The organism is Thioprofundum lithotrophicum (assembly GCF_055387065.1).
In genome coordinates this window covers 477560-494609 of sequence record NZ_AP042379.1, presented here as the reverse complement: position 1 = coordinate 494609, position 17050 = coordinate 477560, and the positions used below count along the sequence as shown (strand labels likewise).

21 protein-coding genes are annotated in these 17050 nt (G+C 68.4%); 4 read left to right on the top strand and 17 right to left on the bottom strand.

Going from position 1 to position 17050, the window contains the following annotated elements; translation table 11 throughout:
* Window positions 1-34 precede the first annotated feature (34 nt).
* The 3 genes from ACZ5BH_RS02300 to tldD are packed head-to-tail and all read left to right on the top strand — an operon-like array spanning window position 35 to window position 2657.
* Window positions 35-394, top strand: a complete 360-nt coding sequence (locus ACZ5BH_RS02300; RefSeq protein WP_464890309.1) for a hypothetical protein — start codon at window positions 35-37, stop codon at window positions 392-394.
* Window positions 391-1218 carry a carbon-nitrogen hydrolase family protein gene (locus ACZ5BH_RS02295; RefSeq protein ID WP_464890308.1) on the top strand — a complete coding sequence of 276 codons (828 nt, stop codon included), beginning with the start codon at window positions 391-393 and terminating at the stop codon, window positions 1216-1218. Before ACZ5BH_RS02300 ends, ACZ5BH_RS02295 begins: the two co-directional genes overlap by 4 nt.
* On the top strand, window positions 1215-2657 hold the full coding sequence (gene tldD, locus ACZ5BH_RS02290; RefSeq protein WP_464890307.1) for a metalloprotease TldD: 1443 nt from the start codon (window positions 1215-1217) through the stop codon (window positions 2655-2657). Before ACZ5BH_RS02295 ends, tldD begins: the two co-directional genes overlap by 4 nt.
* A gap of 317 nt (window positions 2658-2974) precedes the next feature.
* Here the strand turns inward: tldD and yjgA are convergent, their stop codons facing one another.
* Complete coding sequence (gene yjgA / locus ACZ5BH_RS02285; RefSeq protein WP_464890306.1) at window positions 2975-3484, bottom strand: ribosome biogenesis factor YjgA; 510 nt, start codon at window positions 3482-3484, stop codon at window positions 2975-2977.
* 65 nt (window positions 3485-3549) lie between these two features.
* Here yjgA and pmbA point away from each other — a divergent pair, with 65 nt between their 5' ends.
* Complete coding sequence (gene pmbA / locus ACZ5BH_RS02280) at window positions 3550-4911, top strand: metalloprotease PmbA (protein WP_464890305.1); 1362 nt, start codon at window positions 3550-3552, stop codon at window positions 4909-4911.
* Between the two features lie 236 nt (window positions 4912-5147).
* Here pmbA and mgtE read toward each other — a convergent pair whose 3' ends face one another.
* The 16 genes from mgtE to ACZ5BH_RS02200 form a co-directional block, all read right to left on the bottom strand.
* Window positions 5148-6506 (bottom strand): magnesium transporter, encoded by a 1359-nt coding sequence (gene mgtE / locus ACZ5BH_RS02275; RefSeq protein ID WP_464890304.1) that lies wholly within the window; start codon window positions 6504-6506, stop codon window positions 5148-5150.
* A 68-nt stretch (window positions 6507-6574) separates the two neighbouring features.
* Window positions 6575-6844 (bottom strand): HPr family phosphocarrier protein, encoded by a 270-nt coding sequence (locus ACZ5BH_RS02270; RefSeq protein ID WP_464890303.1) that lies wholly within the window; start codon window positions 6842-6844, stop codon window positions 6575-6577.
* Window positions 6841-7254 carry a PTS sugar transporter subunit IIA gene (locus ACZ5BH_RS02265; RefSeq protein WP_464890302.1) on the bottom strand — a complete coding sequence of 138 codons (414 nt, stop codon included), beginning with the start codon at window positions 7252-7254 and terminating at the stop codon, window positions 6841-6843. The genes ACZ5BH_RS02270 and ACZ5BH_RS02265 overlap by 4 nt, the downstream gene beginning before the upstream one ends.
* Window positions 7251-8105, bottom strand: a complete 855-nt coding sequence (rapZ, locus tag ACZ5BH_RS02260) for an RNase adapter RapZ (protein ID WP_464890301.1) — start codon at window positions 8103-8105, stop codon at window positions 7251-7253. The genes ACZ5BH_RS02265 and rapZ overlap by 4 nt, the downstream gene beginning before the upstream one ends.
* Window positions 8102-9043 carry an HPr(Ser) kinase/phosphatase gene (hprK, locus tag ACZ5BH_RS02255; RefSeq protein WP_464890300.1) on the bottom strand — a complete coding sequence of 314 codons (942 nt, stop codon included), beginning with the start codon at window positions 9041-9043 and terminating at the stop codon, window positions 8102-8104. The genes rapZ and hprK overlap by 4 nt, the downstream gene beginning before the upstream one ends.
* A gap of 10 nt (window positions 9044-9053) precedes the next feature.
* On the bottom strand, window positions 9054-9512 hold the full coding sequence (gene ptsN, locus ACZ5BH_RS02250) for a PTS IIA-like nitrogen regulatory protein PtsN (RefSeq protein WP_464890299.1): 459 nt from the start codon (window positions 9510-9512) through the stop codon (window positions 9054-9056).
* A gap of 9 nt (window positions 9513-9521) precedes the next feature.
* Entirely contained in the window at window positions 9522-9860 is a 339-nt protein-coding gene (hpf, locus tag ACZ5BH_RS02245; protein ID WP_464890298.1) for a ribosome hibernation-promoting factor, HPF/YfiA family, read from the bottom strand.
* Between the two features lie 17 nt (window positions 9861-9877).
* Entirely contained in the window at window positions 9878-11347 is a 1470-nt protein-coding gene (locus tag ACZ5BH_RS02240; protein ID WP_464890297.1) for an RNA polymerase factor sigma-54, read from the bottom strand.
* Between the two features lie 360 nt (window positions 11348-11707).
* Window positions 11708-12433: an LPS export ABC transporter ATP-binding protein gene (gene lptB / locus ACZ5BH_RS02235; RefSeq protein WP_464890296.1), complete on the bottom strand. Its 726-nt coding sequence runs from the start codon at window positions 12431-12433 to the stop codon at window positions 11708-11710.
* Window positions 12430-12936 (bottom strand): lipopolysaccharide transport periplasmic protein LptA, encoded by a 507-nt coding sequence (lptA, locus tag ACZ5BH_RS02230; protein ID WP_464890295.1) that lies wholly within the window; start codon window positions 12934-12936, stop codon window positions 12430-12432. Before lptA ends, lptB begins: the two co-directional genes overlap by 4 nt.
* A complete protein-coding gene (lptC, locus tag ACZ5BH_RS02225) occupies window positions 12920-13486 on the bottom strand; it encodes an LPS export ABC transporter periplasmic protein LptC (RefSeq protein ID WP_464890294.1) in 567 nt (188 codons plus the stop codon). Before lptC ends, lptA begins: the two co-directional genes overlap by 17 nt.
* Complete coding sequence (kdsC, locus tag ACZ5BH_RS02220) at window positions 13483-14007, bottom strand: 3-deoxy-manno-octulosonate-8-phosphatase KdsC (protein ID WP_464890293.1); 525 nt, start codon at window positions 14005-14007, stop codon at window positions 13483-13485. The genes lptC and kdsC overlap by 4 nt, the downstream gene beginning before the upstream one ends.
* Window positions 14008-14035: 28 nt before the next feature.
* Window positions 14036-15010 (bottom strand): KpsF/GutQ family sugar-phosphate isomerase, encoded by a 975-nt coding sequence (locus ACZ5BH_RS02215; RefSeq protein WP_464890292.1) that lies wholly within the window; start codon window positions 15008-15010, stop codon window positions 14036-14038.
* 4 nt (window positions 15011-15014) lie between these two features.
* Window positions 15015-15215, bottom strand: coding sequence for a heavy-metal-associated domain-containing protein (locus ACZ5BH_RS02210; RefSeq protein ID WP_464890291.1), 201 nt, complete (start codon window positions 15213-15215; stop codon window positions 15015-15017).
* Between the two features lie 20 nt (window positions 15216-15235).
* Window positions 15236-16222 carry a calcium/sodium antiporter gene (locus ACZ5BH_RS02205; RefSeq protein ID WP_464890290.1) on the bottom strand — a complete coding sequence of 329 codons (987 nt, stop codon included), beginning with the start codon at window positions 16220-16222 and terminating at the stop codon, window positions 15236-15238.
* Window positions 16219-17043: an MlaA family lipoprotein gene (locus ACZ5BH_RS02200; RefSeq protein ID WP_464890289.1), complete on the bottom strand. Its 825-nt coding sequence runs from the start codon at window positions 17041-17043 to the stop codon at window positions 16219-16221. Before ACZ5BH_RS02200 ends, ACZ5BH_RS02205 begins: the two co-directional genes overlap by 4 nt.
* Between the last annotated feature and the right edge of the window lie 7 nt (window positions 17044-17050).

Below are 17050 nucleotides of genomic sequence, written 5' to 3'. Positions count from 1 at the left end.
GCCGGGCCGGATGGCGCCATGGTATCCTGTAGGCATGATCATTCGCCTTTCCTCATTCCTTCTGCTGTTGATGGCGGCTCCCGCCCAGGCAGCGGAAAACGCCGTCTTCGCCCTGCAATACGATGTCTGGTCCGTCCCCCGCCGCGCCGAGACCCTGATCGCCATGCCGGCCCTGCGCGGCGCCGTGCAGGCCCTGGGTGAGGCGCCCGAGGGCCGCCTGATCCTGCGCTATCCCGGCGGCGACGCCGGCACCCTGTGGGTCAACGAGCTGGAGAGCTGGCTGGTGGCCCTGGGCGTGCCCCGCGCGCGGATCGAAAAGGCGCCGGGCAGCCCCGATCCGCGGCGCATCGAACTCGAGATCCGTCGTCCGCTCCGGCTGGAAGCAGGCGCATGAACCGCGTCGCCGCCATTCAGATGGCCTCCGGGCCGAACCTGCATGCCAACCTCACCGAAGCCGGCCGCCTGATCAGCCGGGCGGTGGACGCCGGCGCCGGTCTCGTGGTGCTGCCGGAGAACTTCGCCTTCATGGGCATGCGCGAGGAAGACAAGCTGCCCCTGCGCGAGACCGAGGGCGAAGGCCCCATCCAGCAGTTTCTCGCCGAGCAGGCCGACAAGCATCGCATCTGGCTGGTGGGCGGCACCATTCCGCTGGCCGGCAACGATCCCGGCCGGATCCGCTCCGCCTGCCTGGTCTTCGACGACCAGGGCCGGCAGCGGGCGCGCTACGACAAGATCCACCTGTTCGACGTGCAACTGCCCGACAACGCCGAAACCTACGAGGAATCCCTGACCATCGAGCCGGGCGAACGGGTCACCGTGGTCGACACGCCCTTCGGCCGGCTGGGCCTGGCCATCTGCTACGATCTGCGCTTTCCCGAGCTGTTCCGGCGCATGGTCAACGAGGGGGTGGAGCTGTTCGCCGTGCCCTCGGCCTTCACCGCCATCACCGGCCGGGCCCACTGGGAGATCCTGGTCCGGGCCCGCGCCATCGAAAACCTCAGCTACGTGATCGCCGCCGCCCAGGGCGGTTACCACGTCAACGGCCGCGAGACTCACGGCGACAGCCTGATCGTCGATCCCTGGGGCAACGTGCTCGACCGCCTGCCGCGCGGCTCGGGCTTCGTGATTGCGGAGATCGATCCGGACAAGGTGCGCAGCACGCGCCGCCACTTCCCGGCCCTGGAACACCGCAAGATCCCCTGCGAGATCGCCCAATGAGCGAACAGCCCCTCGAGATGGCGGTGCAGACCCTGCTCGCCCCTGGCGAGCTGGACGAGGCGGCGCTGCAGCAGGTGCTCGGCCGGCTGCTCGACCGGCAGGTGGACTACGCCGATCTCTATTTCCAGTTCAACCGCCACGAATCCTGGATGCTCGAGGACGGTATCGTGCGCGAGGGCCATCACGGCATCGACGAAGGCGTGGGCGTGCGCGCGATCTCGGGCGAGAAGACCGGTTTCGCCTATTCGGACGAGATCGCCCTGCCGGCCCTGCGCGAGGCGGCCGGGGCGGCGCGGGCCATCGCCCGCAGCGGCGGCAGCGGCCGGGTGCAGGCCTGGCGGCGGCCGCAGGGGCACCGGCTCTATGCGCCGCTCGATCCCGTCGATTCGCTGGATGCCGATGACAAGATCACCCTGCTGCGGCGGCTCGACGAGGAAGCGCGCCGCCTCGATCCGCGCGTGAAGCAGGTGGTCGTCTCCCTGGCCGGGGTGCACGAGGTGATCCTCGTGGCCGCCTCCGACGGCACCTTCGCCGCCGACGTGCGGCCCCTGGTGCGCCTCAACGTGTCGGTGATCGCCGAGGACGGCGAACGCCGCGAGCAGGGCAGCGCCGGCGGCGGCGGGCGGGTGGACTACCGCCATTTCCTCGACGGGGATCGCGGCCTGGAATTCGCCCGCGAAGCGGTGCGCCAGGCCCTGGTCAACCTCGAGTCGGTGCCGGCCCCGGCCGGCCCCATGCCGGTGGTGCTCGGCCCCGGCTGGCCCGGCGTGCTGCTCCACGAGGCGGTGGGCCATGGTCTGGAAGGCGACTTCAACCGCAAGGGCAGCTCGGCCTTCGCCGGGCGGATCGGCGAGCAGGTGGCCTCGCCCCTGTGCACGGTGGTGGACGACGGCACCCTCGAACAGCGCCGCGGCTCCCTCAACATCGACGACGAGGGCACCCCTACCGGCCGCACCGTGCTGATCGAGAACGGCATCCTCAAGGGCTACATGCAGGACAAGCTCAACGCCCGCCTGATGGGCATGGCCTCTACCGGCAACGGCCGGCGCGAGTCCTACGCCCACCTGCCCATGCCGCGCATGACCAACACCTTCATGCTCGCCGGCGAGCACGATCCGGCCGAAATCATCGCCTCGGTGGACAAGGGCCTGTATGCCGTCAACTTCGGCGGCGGCCAGGTGGACATCACCTCGGGCAAGTTCGTCTTCTCCACCTCCGAGGCGTATCTGATCGAAAACGGCAAGGTGACCCGCCCGGTCAAGGGCGCCACCCTGATCGGCAACGGCCCCGAAGTGCTCACCCGGGTCTCCATGGTCGGCAACGATCTGGCCCTGGACCGCGGCGTCGGCGTGTGCGGCAAGGAAGGCCAGAGCGTCCCCGTCGGCGTCGGCCAGCCCACCCTCAAGGTGGACACCCTCACCGTCGGCGGAACGGGGTAATGCCCGGCGCAAACCGCGATGCCCGGATGAGGGGCTGTATTTTCAACGCAAAGGACGCGAAGGACGCAAAGGGATTGAGGGTGTAGGAGCGGCGCAAGCCGCGATGAGTTGCGTTTTCGCGGCTCGCGCCGCTCCTACAAAAAATCGTGTCAAAACAATTTTGAGACATTTAATAACAGGCTGCCGAAAAGTTTCGTTTTTCAACAGCCCGTTAAATGAGACGTCGCTGTAGGCCGGCTCAAGCGAAGCGGATCCGGCAAACCCGGGTAGCTGATTGTCGCATGCGAAAATGCCTGCTTCGCTGCGCCTGAATCGCCCTACGGTTCCTCCATGAAGGAGCGCAGATAACGGAACAGCTCGCGCGCCTTCTTCGGCGCCTGCTGCCGTTGCCGTTCCTTCAGCGCGGCGCGCACGAGCTGGCGCAGGTGCTGGCGGTCGGTGGCGGGGTGTTCGGCCAGCCAGTCGCCGAGGGCCGCGTCGCCTTCCTCGAGCAGGCGGTCGCGCCAGCGTTCGACGCGATGCAGGCGCCGGGTCTCGGCTTCGCCGGGCGCCACGACCCGTTCCCAGGCCGCCTGCACTTGGGCCGGATCGTCGAGCTGGCGCATGAGCTTGCCGATGTACTGCATCTGGCGCTTGCGGGCGCCGCGCTGGTGCAGGCGGCGGGCCGCCTCGATGGCCGCACGCAGATCGTCCGGCAGGGGGATGCGCGCCAGCTGGCTGGGGGTGAGCGCCACCAGGTTTTCCCCCAGCGCCTGCAGGGCGTGGGCCTCGCGCTTGCGCTGGCTCTTGCTGGGCGGCCGTTCGTCGAACAAATCGTCTTCGTGCATGGGGCTCATTATGCCACCGGCGCGGAGACGAACCCACAGTCACAGACAGGAAGCAGCGAATCATCATGACCAGCAAGACACCCGCCCTGGATCCGGACAAACACGGTTTCGATGTGGATCGCAGCCTCGAGGTGGTGGAAACCATGTTGCGCGAGGCAAAGGCGCTCGGGGCCACGGCCGCCGAGGCCGGCGTGAGCATGGAAGCCGGGCTCTCGGTGAACGTGCGCCTCGGCGAGGTGGACACCCTGGAGCACAACCGCGACAAGGGACTGGGCATCACCGTCTACTTCGGGCATCGAAAGGGCTCGGCCAGCACCAGTGACTTCGGCGCAAAGGCCATTCGGGAAACGGTCCGGGCGGCCTGCGACATCGCCCGCTACACCGAAGAGGATGCCTGCGCCGGGCTCGCGGATCCCGAGCGGCTGGCCAGCGACATTCCCGATCTCGATCTCTACCATCCCTGGGGGATCGACGCGGAGCGGGCCATCGCCATCGCCCGCGCGTGCGAGGCCGCGGGGCGCGAAAGCGATGCGCGGATCCGCAATTCGGAAGGCGCGGCCCTCTCGAGCCACGACGGCCTGCGGGTCTATGGCAACAGCCACGGCTTCCGCGGGCACTATTTCAGTTCCCGCCACAGCCTGAGCTGCACCCTGATCGGCGAGGACGACAGCGGCATGCAGCGGGACTACTGGTACACGGTGGCCCGCCATCCCGACGATCTCGAGGATCCGGAATCGGTCGGCCGCGAGGCGGCCCGCCGCGCCGTGGCCCGCCTGGGCGCCCGGCGCCTGGCGACCTGTCAGGTGCCGGTGATCTTCCGCGCCGACGTGGCCCGCGGCCTGCTCGGCCACTTCGTGCGCGCCATCTCCGGCGGCAATCTCTACCGCAAGGCCTCCTTCCTGCTCGACCGCCTGGGGCAGCCGATCTTCCCCGCCAGCGTGCGCATCGACGAACGGCCTCACCTGCGGCGCGGTCTGGGCAGCGCGCCCTTCGACAACGAAGGCGTGGCCACCCACGCCCGGGACCTCGTGCAGGAAGGCGTGCTCAAGGGCTACGCCCTCGACAGCTACGCCGCCTGCCGGCTGGGCATGACCACCACCGGCAACGCCGGCGGGGTGCACAACCTGTTCATCTCCCACGACGAAGTGAGCTTCGAGGATCTCTGCCGGCACATGGGCACCGGCCTGATCGTCACCGAGGTGATGGGCCAGGGCGTGAACATCGTCACCGGCGACTACTCCCGCGGCGCCAGCGGCTTCTGGGTGGAGAACGGCGAGATCCGGTACCCGGTGGAGGAATTCACCCTGGCCAGCACCCTGCCCGACATGTTCCGCGGCATCCAGGCCATCGCCGACGACCTCGACTGCCGCGCCAGCCTCGTGACCGGCTCCTGGCTCATCGATCAGATGACGGTGGCGTCGGAGTAGGGGCTTCGGGGAGGTGGGAGTGTAATGAACGCAGAGGGCGCAGAGACGCAGAGGACGCGGAGATCTGAAACAGATGTAGGCCGGCTCAAGCGCAGCGGAGCCGGCAGAAACGATGGCATCCTTTGAAACGGCGGCTCCGCTGCGCTTGAGCCGCCCTACGATGGAGTTGCGCCAAAATAATATTTTTTCTCCGCGTCCTCTGCGTCTCTGCGCCCTCTGCGTTTCTTCCACCGCAGCTAATTGATCAGGAAGATCGACGCCAGGCCGAGGAAGGTGAAGAAGCCGACCACGTCGGTGATGGTGGTCAGGACCACGCCGCCGCCGAGGGCGGGGTCGGCGCCGAAGCGGCGCAGGATCAGGGGGACGAGGGCGCCGGCGATGGCGGCGATCAGCAGGTTGATGAGGATCGCTGCGGCGATCACGAGGCCCAGGGTGTCGTTACCGAACCACAGCCAGGCGATGGCGCCGAGCACGATGGCCCAGATCACGCCGTTCCACAGGCTCACCAGCAGTTCCTTGATCAGCAGCCGCTTGGCGTTGGTACCGCTGATCTGGCCGAGGGCGATGCCGCGGATCACCAGGGTGAGGGTCTGGCTGCCGGCGATGCCGCCCATGGAGGCGACGATGGGCATCAGCACCGCCAGGGCCACCACCTGCTGAATGGTGGCCTCGAACAGGCCGATCACCCAGGCGGCGAGCAGGGCGGTGAGCAGGTTGATGCCCAGCCACACGGCGCGCCGGCGGGCGCTCACCGGCACCGGCGCAAACATGTCCTCGTCCTCGTGCAGGCCGGCCATGCTCATGAGATCGTGCTCGGCGTCGTCGCGGATCACGTCCACCACGTCGTCGATGGTGATCCGGCCGAGCAGCACGTTGTGCTCGTCCACCACCGGGGCGGAGATGAGATCCCGCTGTTCGAAGCGGTTGGCCACCTCGCGCGCCGGCATGTTCACCGGAATGGCTTCCTCGTCCTCGATCATCACGTCCCTGACCTTGAGGGAGGGATCCGAGGTGAGCAGGGTGGACAGCGGCAGCAGGCCCAGGTAGTGGCCTTCGCGATCCACCACGTAGAGGTTGTCGGTGCCCTCGGGGATCTCGCCGCGCCGGCGCAGGTAGCGCAGCACCACGTCCAGGGTCAGATCGGCCCGCACCACGACCGTGTCGAGGTTCATCAGGCCGCCGGCGGTGTCCTCGTCGTAGGAGAGCACCGAGCGCAGGCGTTCCCGATCCTGCTGCTCCATGGTCAGCAGCAGTTCCTGGATCACGTCCTGGGGCATCTCCGGGAGGATGTCCGCCAGATCGTCGGTTTCCAGACCTTCGGTGGCGGCGACCAGATCCTCCGGCGCCATCTGTTCGATCAGCGAGGCCCGCACTTCCTCGTTGAGGTTGGCGAGGATCTCCCCTTCCGCGTCGTCGGGAACCTGTTGCCAGACGGCCTGGCGCTGATCGGGGGGCAGGGATTCGAGGAGGTGGGCGATTTCCGCCGGATGCATCTCGGCGAGCTGGACGGCGATCTGCGCCGTGTCGCCCTCCCGGAGCCACTGGGTGATGAGCTCGAGGCGATCCGGTTGTTCTTCTTGGGGTGCTGCGCTCATCTCGGGATCCTCTCCGGGTGCGCGCAGTGTAACAGGGGGCGGTGACAAATGGGAGCGCGAGCCGCGGCTTACGCTTCCTCGTCGAAGCGGTTGGCGATGAGTTCCGTCAGGCGGGCGATGGCCTCGTCCTCATCGGGGCCTTCGGCCACCAGTTCCAGGCGGGTGCCCTTCGCGGCGGCCAGCATCATCACGCCCATGATGCTCTTGCCGTTGACCTCGGTCTCGTCGCGCCGCAGCAGGATGTCGGCGGCAAAGCCGCTGGCCACGGTGACGAAACGCGCCGCGGCCCGGGCATGCAGGCCGAGCTTGTTGACGATTTCCACTTCGCGGCGAATCATCGTGGCGCGCCCTCGCCGGCCTTGCAGCAGCACAGCACGCCGTCCTGGCCGCCGGAGACGGCCTTGTGCACCAGGGCCGGCAGATCCAGTTCCGGGTAGTTGAGCACCCGCACCAGCATCGGCAGGTTGGTGCCGGCCACCACCGCCACGCGCGGATCGTGGCGTCCCAGCCGGCAGGCGATGTTGCTGGGGGTGGCGCCGTAGAGATCGGTGAGCACCAGCACGCCGTCGCCCTGATCCAGCTCGCTCACGTGGCGCCGGGCCTCGGCTTCCACGGCGTCGGTGTCGCTGGCCATGGGCACGCTCAGGGTGCGGGTCTGCAGGGGGCAGGTGCCGAGCACGGCGATGGCCGTGTCCAGCAGGCTCTGGCCGATCTCGCCGTGGGTGATGATCAGCAGTCCGACCCTCATGACAGCTCCCGGTGCCGGCTCAGCACGCCATCGCGCTGCCGGCGAAAATGTTCGCTCAGGCGCTCCACCAGGTACACGGAGCGGTGCTGACCGCCGGTGCAACCCACGGCCACGGTCATGTAGCTGCGGTTGTCGGCCTCGAAGCGGGGGATCCAGGTGGCCAGGAAGTCGCGGATGTCCTCGTACATCCGTTCCACTTCCGGATGGGCCTCGAGATACTCGGCGACGGCGCGATCCCGGCCGGTGAGGGGGCGCAGCTCGGGCATCCAGTGGGGGTTGGGAATGCAGCGCACGTCGAACACGAAGTCGGCGTCCACCGGCACGCCGTGCTTGAAGCCGAAGGATTCGAACAGCAGCGAGAGCTGGCCGTCGGCGGCGCCGGCCACCCGCTGGCGGATCAGATCCCGCAACTGGTGGACGTTGGTCTGGGTGGTGTCGATGTGCAGGCGGGCCTCGCCCGCCACCGGCTCGAGCAGGCGGCGTTCCTGGACGATGGCCTCGGCCAGCGGCGTTTCGCCGGAACTCAGGGGATGGCGGCGGCGGGTTTCGCTGAAGCGCTTGAGCAGGGTGGCGTCCTCGGCTTCGAGGAACAGCACGTCGGTGGTGACGCCGCGCTCGCGCAGGCCGGCGAGGATGGCGGGAAAGCGCTGCAGATCGTCGATCAGATTGCGGGCGTCGATGCCCACCGCGACCGGTTCGCTCTGGCCCGGCCGCTGGCGGAGCTGGTCGGCCAGGCTCGGCAGCATGCCCACCGGCAGGTTGTCGATGCAGTAATAGCCCAGATCCTCCAGCACATGGAGGGCGATGCTCTTGCCGGAGCCGGACAGGCCGCTGACGATGACGAGTTTCATGGCTCCGCTTTGTGCATGGCCTGGCGTTGTCGCTGCATGAAGTCCTCGGCCGCATTGTACCCGCTCAGGCGCAGCACGTGGTTGCGCACGGCCGCTTCGATGAGCACGCTCAGATCCCGGCCGGGGGCCAGCACCAGGCACACTTCCGGGATCGGCACGCCCAGCACCTCGCGGTGGCGGTCGTGCTGGCCGAGGCGCTCGTCGGGTGAGGCGGCCGGCTGGTCTTCCGGCTGCAGATCGATGATCAGGTGCAGGCGCTTGTGTTCGAGCACCGCGTGGTTGCCGTACATGGCGCGCACGTTGAGGATGCCGAGCCCGCGCACCTCGATGAAGTCGGCCAGCAGGGGTGGGCAGTGGCCGTGCACCGCGTCGGGGCCGGTGCGGCGGAATTCGGGCGCGTCGTCGGCCACCAGGCGGTGGCCGCGGCCCAGCAGTTCCAGCGCCAGTTCGCTCTTGCCCACGCCGCTGGGGCCGGTGAGCAGCACGCCCAGGCCCATCACTTCCATGAACACGCCATGCAGGATCTGCCGGGCGGCGAGGCGGCGGGTGAGGGCATAGCGCAGGGTGTCGACGAGGTGGCCGGCGGGACGGGGCGAGGTGAGGACGGGGATGCCGGCCGCGCCGGCCCGGTCCCGCAGGTCGGGCGGCACCGGCAGGGCGTCGCTCACGATCAGGATTTCGGTGGGGGGCTGGAGGATCCGCGCGATGGCGTCGTGCCGCGAGTTGGCGCCGAGCTGGTCCAGATAGGCCAGTTCGGTCTGGCCGAGCACCTGGATGGGGTTCGGCCGCACCGGGTTGAGATAGCCCACGGCGTTGCCGCCGGCCTCGCGCAGGCGGGATTCGTCCAGGGCCCGATCCCGGGCGGCGGGCGCCGCCTGCCAGGCCAGGTCCAGGCTCGCCTGCAGGGGGTCGAGAAGTTGCCGGGCGGTCAGCGCCACGGGGCCGGCGTCAGGCCGCGGGTTGCCATTGCCGCAGCAGGTTCAGGATCTCGGCCGGGCTGCGGCAGGCCCGCAGCCGCTGGCGGAATTCGCTCTCCTGGAACAGGCTGGCGAGCATGGCCAGGATGCGCAGGTGATCCTCGGTGGCCTGCTCCGGCACGATGAGGGCGAACAGCAGATCCACCGGCTGATCGTCGATGGCATCGAAGTCCACGCCCTGGCGCAGGTGGATCAGGGCGGCGGTGGTGTGGTCGGTGTTCTTGAGCCGGCCGTGGGGAATGGCCACGCCGCTGCCGATCCCAGTGCCGCCCAGGCGCTCCCGGGAGAGCAGGGCGTCGAAGATGTCTTCGGCGCTGCCGGGCTGATCGTGGGCGATCAGTTCGCTGAGCGCTTCCAGGGCGCGCTTCTTGCTGTGCGCGTTCACATCGATGGCGATGCGATCGGGCGAGAGGAGATCGGTCAGTTGCATGGCGGCGGTTCAGGCTTCCCCGGAGATGTCCTGCTGCTTGCGTTCGGCTCCTTCGCTGCGGCGGTGATCGGTGAGCTTTTCCTTGTGCTTGCGGATCTGGCGGTCCAGCTTGTCGGCCAGTTCGTCGATGGCCGCGTAGAGGTTGCCGTTCTCGGCTTCGGCGAACAGATCCTTGCCGCTGACGTGCACCGTGGCTTCGGCCTTCTGACGTTCCTTCTCCACGCTGAGGATCACATGGGCGTTGGTGACATGGTCGAAGTGGCGTTCCAGCCGGGCCAGCTTGCTGGTGACGTAGTCGTGCATGGCGTCGGTGATTTCCACGTGGTGACCGGTGACGTTCAGTTGCATGGCGGGCTCCTTGTTGTTCAGGCCAGACGTTTGCGTTCGTTGGAGGGAGGGATGTTCATGGCTTCGCGGTACTTGGCCACCGTGCGGCGGGCCACGTTGATGCCCTGCTCGGCGAGGATGCCGGCCAGCTTGCTGTCGCTGAGGGGCTTTTTCGGATCCTCCTCGGCGATCAGCTTGCGGATCCGCGCGCGGATCGCGGTGGCCGAGCATTCGCCGCCATCGGCGGTGGAGACGTGGCTGGAGAAGAAGTACTTGAGTTCGAAGATGCCGCGGGGCGTGTGCATGTACTTCTTGTTGGTGACCCGCGAGATGGTCGATTCATGCATGTCCACCGCTTCGGCGATGTCGTGCAGCACCAGGGCCTGCATGGCTTCCTCGCCGTGTTCGAGGAAGCCGGTCTGGCGCTCGACGATGGCGGTGGCGACCTTGAGCAGGGTCTCGTTGCGACTCATCAGGCTCTTGATGAACCAGCGGGCTTCCTGGAGCTGGTTCTTGATGTAGGTGTTGTCTTCGGGGTTGCGCACTTCCCGGGCCAGGCTGGCGTAGGTGGGGTTGACCCGCAGGCGGGGCGCGGCGTCGGGATTGAGTTCCACCTTCCAGCGGTCGCCCACCTTGGTGACGATCACGTCGGGCACGATGTATTCGGGCTGCTGATCGGTGATCTGGCTGCCGGGCCGCGGATTGAGCGACTGGATGAGCTGCAGCACTTCCTTGAGCGTGTCCTCGTCGAGTTTCATGCGCCGCATGATCTGGGCATAGTCGCGCGCGGCGAGGCGCTCGAAGTGCTGCTCCACCAGGGCCATGGCCTGGGCCAGGCGGGGATGGTCGATGGGATACTGGCGCAGTTGCAGGAGCAGGCTTTCGCGCAGATCCCGGGCGGCGATGCCGGGCGGGTCGAAGTTCTGGATGCGGTGCAGTACCGCCTCGATTTCCTCCGGCGCCAGTTCCTGTTCGCCGGCCAGGGCTTCGTGGATCTCCTCGACGCTCAGGGTCAGGAAGCCGTCGTCGCCGATGGCGTCGATGATGAACTCGGCGATGGCCCGATCCGTGGGGCTGAAGGGGGTGAGATCCATCTGCCAGGTGAGGTGTTCGTGCAGGCTGGTGCCGCCGGGGCGGCTGTTGTATTCGATCTCGCGCGGGTCGAAGTCGCTGGCGGGGGCGCTGCCCGGGCCCACCGGGGCCAGGCTGTCGTAGATGTCGTCCCAGTTGGAGTCGACCGGCAGATCCTCGGGGATGTCGCTGGCGCCGTCGGCGGGCGTCTCGCTCAGGGCTTCCTCGGTGGCCTCGACGGGCTCGCCCGGCGCGGCCTCGGCCTCGGGACCGGCATCGCCGTCCTCGTCCATCTCCAGCAGGGGGTTGGCGTCGAGGGCCTCCTGGATCTCGGTCTGCAATTCCAGCGAGGATAGCTGCAGGAGCCGGATGGCTTGCTGCAACTGGGGGGTCATGGTCAGGTGCTGACCGAGACGGAGTTGTAGGGTCTGTTTCATCGATCCGGTTCGGGGGTACCACGGGCCGGCGGCTTTCGCGGCGGCAGAATCAATTCTAGCCCGGATATTGCACCAAGTCGAGGACGGGCGGACGAACAAGTCTTTGAGTGATAAAGATTTGTTGATGCCTTGAGACGATTTCTCCAAGGTCATTCTTTCCGCCCGTCCTCTGTGCCGGCCCTTGCGGCTTTTCGCTCGCGCTCGCTTGCGCTTCACGAAAGACGTAGCGTTGGCTACGCCTTTCGCTCCAGCGCGGCGCGAGCGCGGCTGCAAAGACCGCAATCATCCGGCACCTTGGTGCAATATCCGGGCTCGCCTATTTCTTGCATGAAAGCAGGGCGAGGGCAGAGGGGTTGCGTTTCACAACCGGAACTGTTCGCCCAGGTAGACCTTGCGCACCTGGGGATCGGCCAGCAGGCTGTCGGGGTCGCCCTGGGCGATGACACGCCCGGCGTTCATGATGTAGGCCCGTTCGCAGATCCCCAGGGTTTCGCGCACGTTGTGATCGGTGATCAGCACGCCGATGTCCCGCGCCTTGAGGTGGCGGATGATGGCCTGGATGTCGAGCACCGAGATGGGATCGACGCCGGCGAAGGGTTCGTCGAGCAGCACGAAGCGCGGTTCCATGGCCAGGGTGCGGGCGATCTCCACCCGCCGCCGTTCGCCGCCGGAGAGGCTCTGGCCGAGATTGTTGCGAATGTGGCCGATGTGCAGCTCGTCGAGCAGGGCCTCGAGCCGCTCCTCGCGCTGGGTGCGATCCAGATCCGGGCGCAGTTCGAGGATCGCCATGATGTTGTCGGCCGCGGTGAGCTTGCGGAACACCGAAGCTTCCTGGGGCAGGTAGCCGATGCCGAGGCGGGCCCGCTGGTGCATGGCCAGGCGGGTGATGTCCCGCTCGTCCAGCGCGATGCGCCCCGCGTCGGCCGGCACCAGCCCCACCACCATGTAGAAGGAGGTGGTCTTGCCGGCGCCGTTGGGGCCGAGCAGGCCCACCACCTCGCCGCTGTCGATGCGCATGGAGACGCCGTCGACCACGTTGCGGCCCTTGTAGCGCTTGACCAGATCCCGGACCTGCAGGGTGCTCATGGCGGGCTCTCGGTTTCTTCCGCCGGCGGCTGGATGGTGATGTGCACCCGGCCCTCGCCGGCGCGGGCCTTCACCGTGGCGGCGGCGATGTCGTAGATCAGGTGTTCCCCCCGGAAGCGGTTCGGGCCCTGTTCCACCTGCGCGTCGCGATCCAGGTGGACGGTGCGGCTGGCCACTTCGTATTCCATGCGCCGGGCCGAGGCATGGACCGGCGGCTGTTCGGGCGCCGGGGTCTGGATCAGGGTGGCGGGTCGGCCCTCGACGATGATGCGCTGCAGGCGATCGCCCTCGAGGTGTACCACCAGGCGGTCGCCGGTGACGCGCAGGCTGCCCTGGGTGAGGGTCACGTCGCCGGTGTATTCGCTGTAGCCGCGCTGTTCGTCCACCACCACCTGGCGGGCACGGATGTCGATCGGTTGCCGGCGATCCGACTCCAGGGCCATCAGGGGCGGGGCCAGCAGGAGTGCGGCGAGCAGCAGCAGGCGTTCAGGGCGTGGGCACATAGCGGCTCTCCACGTCGGCGAGCAGGATCAGGCGCTGGCGGCCCCAGTCGAGGCGCATGCCGGTGCCGGTCAGGCGGTGCGGCCCGGCGGCAAGGCTGGCCCTGGCCGCTGTCTCGGCGCGGCGTTGCGGCGGCAGCACCCGCAGATCCCGGGTGCGCAGGTGCAGGGCGGGCTGGCCGTCGTGGGCAGCGCGCCGGGCGCTGACCGGGCCGCCCAGATCGATCCGGTCGCCGCCCTGCAGGATCCGTCCGTGTTCGGCCTCCACCTCCCAGGGCGGCACGGTTTCGCGCACGGTGAGGCGGGGGTTGACGATGTCGATGCTGCCGTCGTCGGCGAAGTGTTCGCCGCGCTCGCCGCGCAGGGTGTGGCGGGGGCGGCCGTCGGGCGCGTAGACGGTGACGGTGAAGCCGTCCAGGAAATAGTCGGGCACGTGGCGGCGGGCCTCTTCGCCCTGGCGGGTCTCGCCACGGAAGGTTTCCAGCAGCCAGCCGGCGTAGGCCGCCACCAGCAGCACGGCGATGAGGATCAGCAGGAGGTGGAGGCGGTTCATGCGAGAAAGCGCTGCAACTGGGCCTCGAGGGTGCCCTGGGCTTCCATGATCAGCTCGCACACGTCGCGGGCGGCACCGTGGCCGCCCGGGTGTGGGGTCTGCCAGTGGGCGTGCTGTTTGACCAGCGGATGGGCGTCGGCCACGGCGATGGCCAGCCCGGCGCGGCGCAGCACCGGCAGGTCCACCACGTCGTCGCCCACGTAGGCGGCCTGATCCGCCGTCAGGCCCAGCTTGGCCACCAGATCCTCGAAGGCCGGCCGTTTCTCCAGCCGCCCCTGATAGACGTGCTCGATGTCGAGGCTGGCCATGCGGTGGCGCACCACGTCCGATTCGCGGGCGGTGATGATGCCGATCTCCACGCCCGTGCGATGCAGCATCTTCATGCCCAGGCCGTCACGCGAGTGGAAGGCCTTGTACTCCTGGCCATCGTCGCCGAGGAACAGGCTGCCGTCGGTGAGCACGCCGTCCACGTCGAACACCACCAGGCGGATGTGGGCGGCTTTTTCCAGAATGTCCTTCATCGTCTTCCCGTCTGTTTGCGTCTGCCGCTCAGGCCACGCCGGCGCGCAGCAGGTCGTGCATGTTCAGGGCGCCGATCAGGCGGCCTGCGGCGTCCACCACCGGCAGGGCGTTGATGCGCTTTTCATCCATCAGTTGCAGGGCTTCGGCGGCCAGCCGCTCGCCGGTGATGGTGCGGCAGGGGTGGGTCATCACGGCGTCGATGCGCAGGCTGTGCACGTCCACCCGGCCGTGGTCGAGCACCCGCCGCAGGTCGCCGTCGGTGAAGACGCCGATCACCCGTTCGTCCTCATCGGTGACGATGGCCAGGCCCAGGCCCTTGCGCGTCATCTCCACCAGCACTGCGTCGAGGGTGGCGCCAGGCGCGACGCGGGGCACGGCCTCGCCGGTGTGCATGATGTCGGCCACGTGCAGCAGCAGACGCTTGCCGAGCCGCCCGCCAGGGTGGGAGCGGGCGAAGTCGTCGGCGGTGAAGCCGCGGCTTTCGAGCAGCGAAACGGCCAGGGCGTCGCCCATGACCAGGGTGGCGGTGGTGCTGGCGGTGGGCGCCAGGCCCAGGGGGCAGGCTTCCTTCTCCACGCTCACGTCCAGGTGCACGTCGGCCTCGCGGGCTAGGCGGGATTGCGGATTGCCGGTGAGGGCGATGAGCGGCACGCCGAGGCGCTTGATGAGCGGCAGGATGGTGAGGATTTCGTCGGTCTCGCCGGAGTTGGAGAGGGCCAGCACCACGTCGTGCCCGGTGATCATGCCCAGATCGCCGTGGCTGGCCTCGCCGGGGTGGACGAAGAAGGCCGGGGTGCCGGTGCTGGCCAGGGTGGCGGCGATCTTGCCGCCGATGTGGCCCGACTTGCCCATGCCGATGACCACGATGCGGCCGGCGCAGTCGAGCATGTGGCGGCAGGCGCGCACGAAGTCCGGGCCGATGCGATCCGCCAGCGCGCCGACGGCCCGGGCCTCGGTGTCGATCACCGCCCGGGCCAGCTCGCGGAGTCGGGATTCGTCCATGCGCTCAGGCGGCGACCGGATAGCCCAGCTCGGCCAGCTTCGCCTCGATGGCGGCCTGATCGGCCTCGCCGCTGACCCGCACGGTGCCGCTGTCCACCTCCACTTCGACGCTGTCCACGCCGGGCAGGCCGCTCAGGCCCTCCTGGATGGCGCTGGCACAGCCGCCGCACTTGATGTTCCGGGCCTTCAGTTCGATGGTTGCCATGGGGAAACTCCTCGTTGGGATCAGACACTGTGGGTGGCGGCCACGTGCAGATAGAGCACGTACAGCCAGGCCGCGTAGCCGCCGAGCAGCAGGACGCCTTCCAGCCGGTTGACCCGGCCGTCGCCCCGAAACCCGTAGGCCATGGCGAACAGGGCGATGCTCAGGCCGATCATGAACACGAAATCCCGGCTCAGCACCTCGGGCGCCAGGGCCGTGGGGTGAATCAGGCCCGGCAGGCCGAGCACGGCCAGCAGGTTGAACATATTGGACCCGATCACGTTGCCGATGGCAATGTCGGGCTCGCCACGCAGGGCGCTCATCACCGAGGCGGCCAGTTCTGGCAGGCTGGTGCCCACGGCGACGATGGTCAGGCCGATGACCAGATCGCTGATGCCGAAGGCCTGGGCGATGTCCACCGCGCCCCACACTAGCAGGCGGGAGCTGCCCAGGAGCAGGAGCAGGCCGAGGCCCAGCCAGGCCAGGGCGCGGCCCGTGGACAGGCGCGGGATCTCCTGGGCGTATTCGTCCTCCATGGGATCGTGATCCCGGCGCAGGCCGAGGCGCACCATCCAGATCACCATCAGCACCAGCCCGGCCAGCAGCAGCAGGCCGTCGAGGCGGCTCATCTCGCCGTCGAGCAGCAGTACCAGGCTGAACAGCATGATGGCGAACATCAGCGGGTATTCCCGGCGCAGGGTCTCGGAGCGCACCACCAGGGGCGTGATCAGCGCCGTGGCGCCGAGCACCAGGCCGATGTTGGTGATGTTGGAGCCCAGGGCGTTGCCTACGCCCAGCGCCGGGTTGCCCTGCCAGGCGGCCATGGCCGAGACCAGGATTTCGGGGGCCGAGGTGCCGATGCCGACGATGGTCAGGCCGATGATCAGCGGCGCGACGCCCAGGTTGCGGGCGGTGGCGGCGGCGCCGATCACGAAGCGGTCGGCGCCCCACACGAGCACGGCGAAGCCGCCGATGACCGCGGCGACGGGCAGCAGCAGGCTGTCAGTCATGGATGGGCCTTGTCCGGGGGCGGCGATGCCGGGGGCGTCTTTTCCAGTTCCAGTTCCAGCTCGAGGTCGGCATCGGCGTTGTCGTCGGGGATGAAGTCGTATTGGGAGTCGGGCGGCGGGTTGCCATCATAGACCAGATTGCGCCGGCGTTGCAGATAGGCGTCGCGGATGAAGGCGTAAGGGTCCAGGGCGGCTTCGTCCACCACCCGGGTGGCGCCCAGCAGCTCGGCGCGCAGATCGATGTAGCGCAGGCCCACGGCGCCCCAGGCCACGGCCTCGTCGGTGACCAGGGTGTTGAAGATGGGGTGGCTGTAGACGTCCACCGTCAGCCCCGCCGTGTCGCGTATCGTGCTCGGGCCGAGGAAGGGCAGAACCAGATAGGGGCCGGGCGGCACGCCCCAGTGGCCGAGGGTCTGGCCGAAGTCCTCGTTGTGTTTCGGCAGGCCGAGGGGCGTGGCCACGTCGAACAGGCCGAACAGGCCGAAGGTGGTGTTGAAGACGATGCGGCCGAAGTCCGAGGCCGCCTTGTCGAACTTGAGCTGCAGCATGTTGTTGAGCAGGACGATCACGTCCTCGAGGTTGCCGAAGAAGTTGGAGACGCCGCTGCGCACGGGGCGGGGCACGTATTCCCGATAGGTGGTCGCCACCGGCCGGATGACCGCCCGGTCCGCCGCGTCGTTGAACTTGTAGACGGCCCGGTTGAAGGATTCGAAGGGATCCCGCTCGTCGGGCGGGCCCTGCACGCTGGCGCAACCGCTCGTGACCAGCACGAGCAACAGCAGGAACGGTTTCAGCAAAGCGGGGGGAGACTTGTGTGACATGGGCTCG

What these genes read in the sequence shown, in the direction of transcription:
- ACZ5BH_RS02300 (WP_464890309.1), top strand. Translation starts at nt 35, where the DNA reads ATGATCATTCGCCTTTCCTCATTCCTTCTGCTGTTGATGGCGGCTCCC.
- ACZ5BH_RS02295 (WP_464890308.1), top strand. Translation starts at nt 391, where the DNA reads ATGAACCGCGTCGCCGCCATTCAGATGGCCTCCGGGCCGAACCTGCAT.
- tldD (WP_464890307.1), top strand. Translation starts at nt 1,215, where the DNA reads ATGAGCGAACAGCCCCTCGAGATGGCGGTGCAGACCCTGCTCGCCCCT.
- yjgA (WP_464890306.1), bottom strand. Translation starts at nt 3,484, where the DNA reads ATGCACGAAGACGATTTGTTCGACGAACGGCCGCCCAGCAAGAGCCAG.
- pmbA (WP_464890305.1), top strand. Translation starts at nt 3,550, where the DNA reads ATGACCAGCAAGACACCCGCCCTGGATCCGGACAAACACGGTTTCGAT.
- mgtE (WP_464890304.1), bottom strand. Translation starts at nt 6,506, where the DNA reads ATGAGCGCAGCACCCCAAGAAGAACAACCGGATCGCCTCGAGCTCATC.
- ACZ5BH_RS02270 (WP_464890303.1), bottom strand. Translation starts at nt 6,844, where the DNA reads ATGATTCGCCGCGAAGTGGAAATCGTCAACAAGCTCGGCCTGCATGCC.
- ACZ5BH_RS02265 (WP_464890302.1), bottom strand. Translation starts at nt 7,254, where the DNA reads ATGAGGGTCGGACTGCTGATCATCACCCACGGCGAGATCGGCCAGAGC.
- rapZ (WP_464890301.1), bottom strand. Translation starts at nt 8,105, where the DNA reads ATGAAACTCGTCATCGTCAGCGGCCTGTCCGGCTCCGGCAAGAGCATC.
- ptsN (WP_464890299.1), bottom strand. Translation starts at nt 9,512, where the DNA reads ATGCAACTGACCGATCTCCTCTCGCCCGATCGCATCGCCATCGATGTG.
- hpf (WP_464890298.1), bottom strand. Translation starts at nt 9,860, where the DNA reads ATGCAACTGAACGTCACCGGTCACCACGTGGAAATCACCGACGCCATG.
- ACZ5BH_RS02240 (WP_464890297.1), bottom strand. Translation starts at nt 11,347, where the DNA reads ATGAAACAGACCCTACAACTCCGTCTCGGTCAGCACCTGACCATGACC.
- lptB (WP_464890296.1), bottom strand. Translation starts at nt 12,433, where the DNA reads ATGAGCACCCTGCAGGTCCGGGATCTGGTCAAGCGCTACAAGGGCCGC.
- lptA (WP_464890295.1), bottom strand. Translation starts at nt 12,936, where the DNA reads ATGTGCCCACGCCCTGAACGCCTGCTGCTGCTCGCCGCACTCCTGCTG.
- lptC (WP_464890294.1), bottom strand. Translation starts at nt 13,486, where the DNA reads ATGAACCGCCTCCACCTCCTGCTGATCCTCATCGCCGTGCTGCTGGTG.
- kdsC (WP_464890293.1), bottom strand. Translation starts at nt 14,007, where the DNA reads ATGAAGGACATTCTGGAAAAAGCCGCCCACATCCGCCTGGTGGTGTTC.
- ACZ5BH_RS02215 (WP_464890292.1), bottom strand. Translation starts at nt 15,010, where the DNA reads ATGGACGAATCCCGACTCCGCGAGCTGGCCCGGGCGGTGATCGACACC.
- ACZ5BH_RS02210 (WP_464890291.1), bottom strand. Translation starts at nt 15,215, where the DNA reads ATGGCAACCATCGAACTGAAGGCCCGGAACATCAAGTGCGGCGGCTGT.
- ACZ5BH_RS02205 (WP_464890290.1), bottom strand. Translation starts at nt 16,222, where the DNA reads ATGACTGACAGCCTGCTGCTGCCCGTCGCCGCGGTCATCGGCGGCTTC.
- ACZ5BH_RS02200 (WP_464890289.1), bottom strand. Translation starts at nt 17,043, where the DNA reads ATGTCACACAAGTCTCCCCCCGCTTTGCTGAAACCGTTCCTGCTGTTG.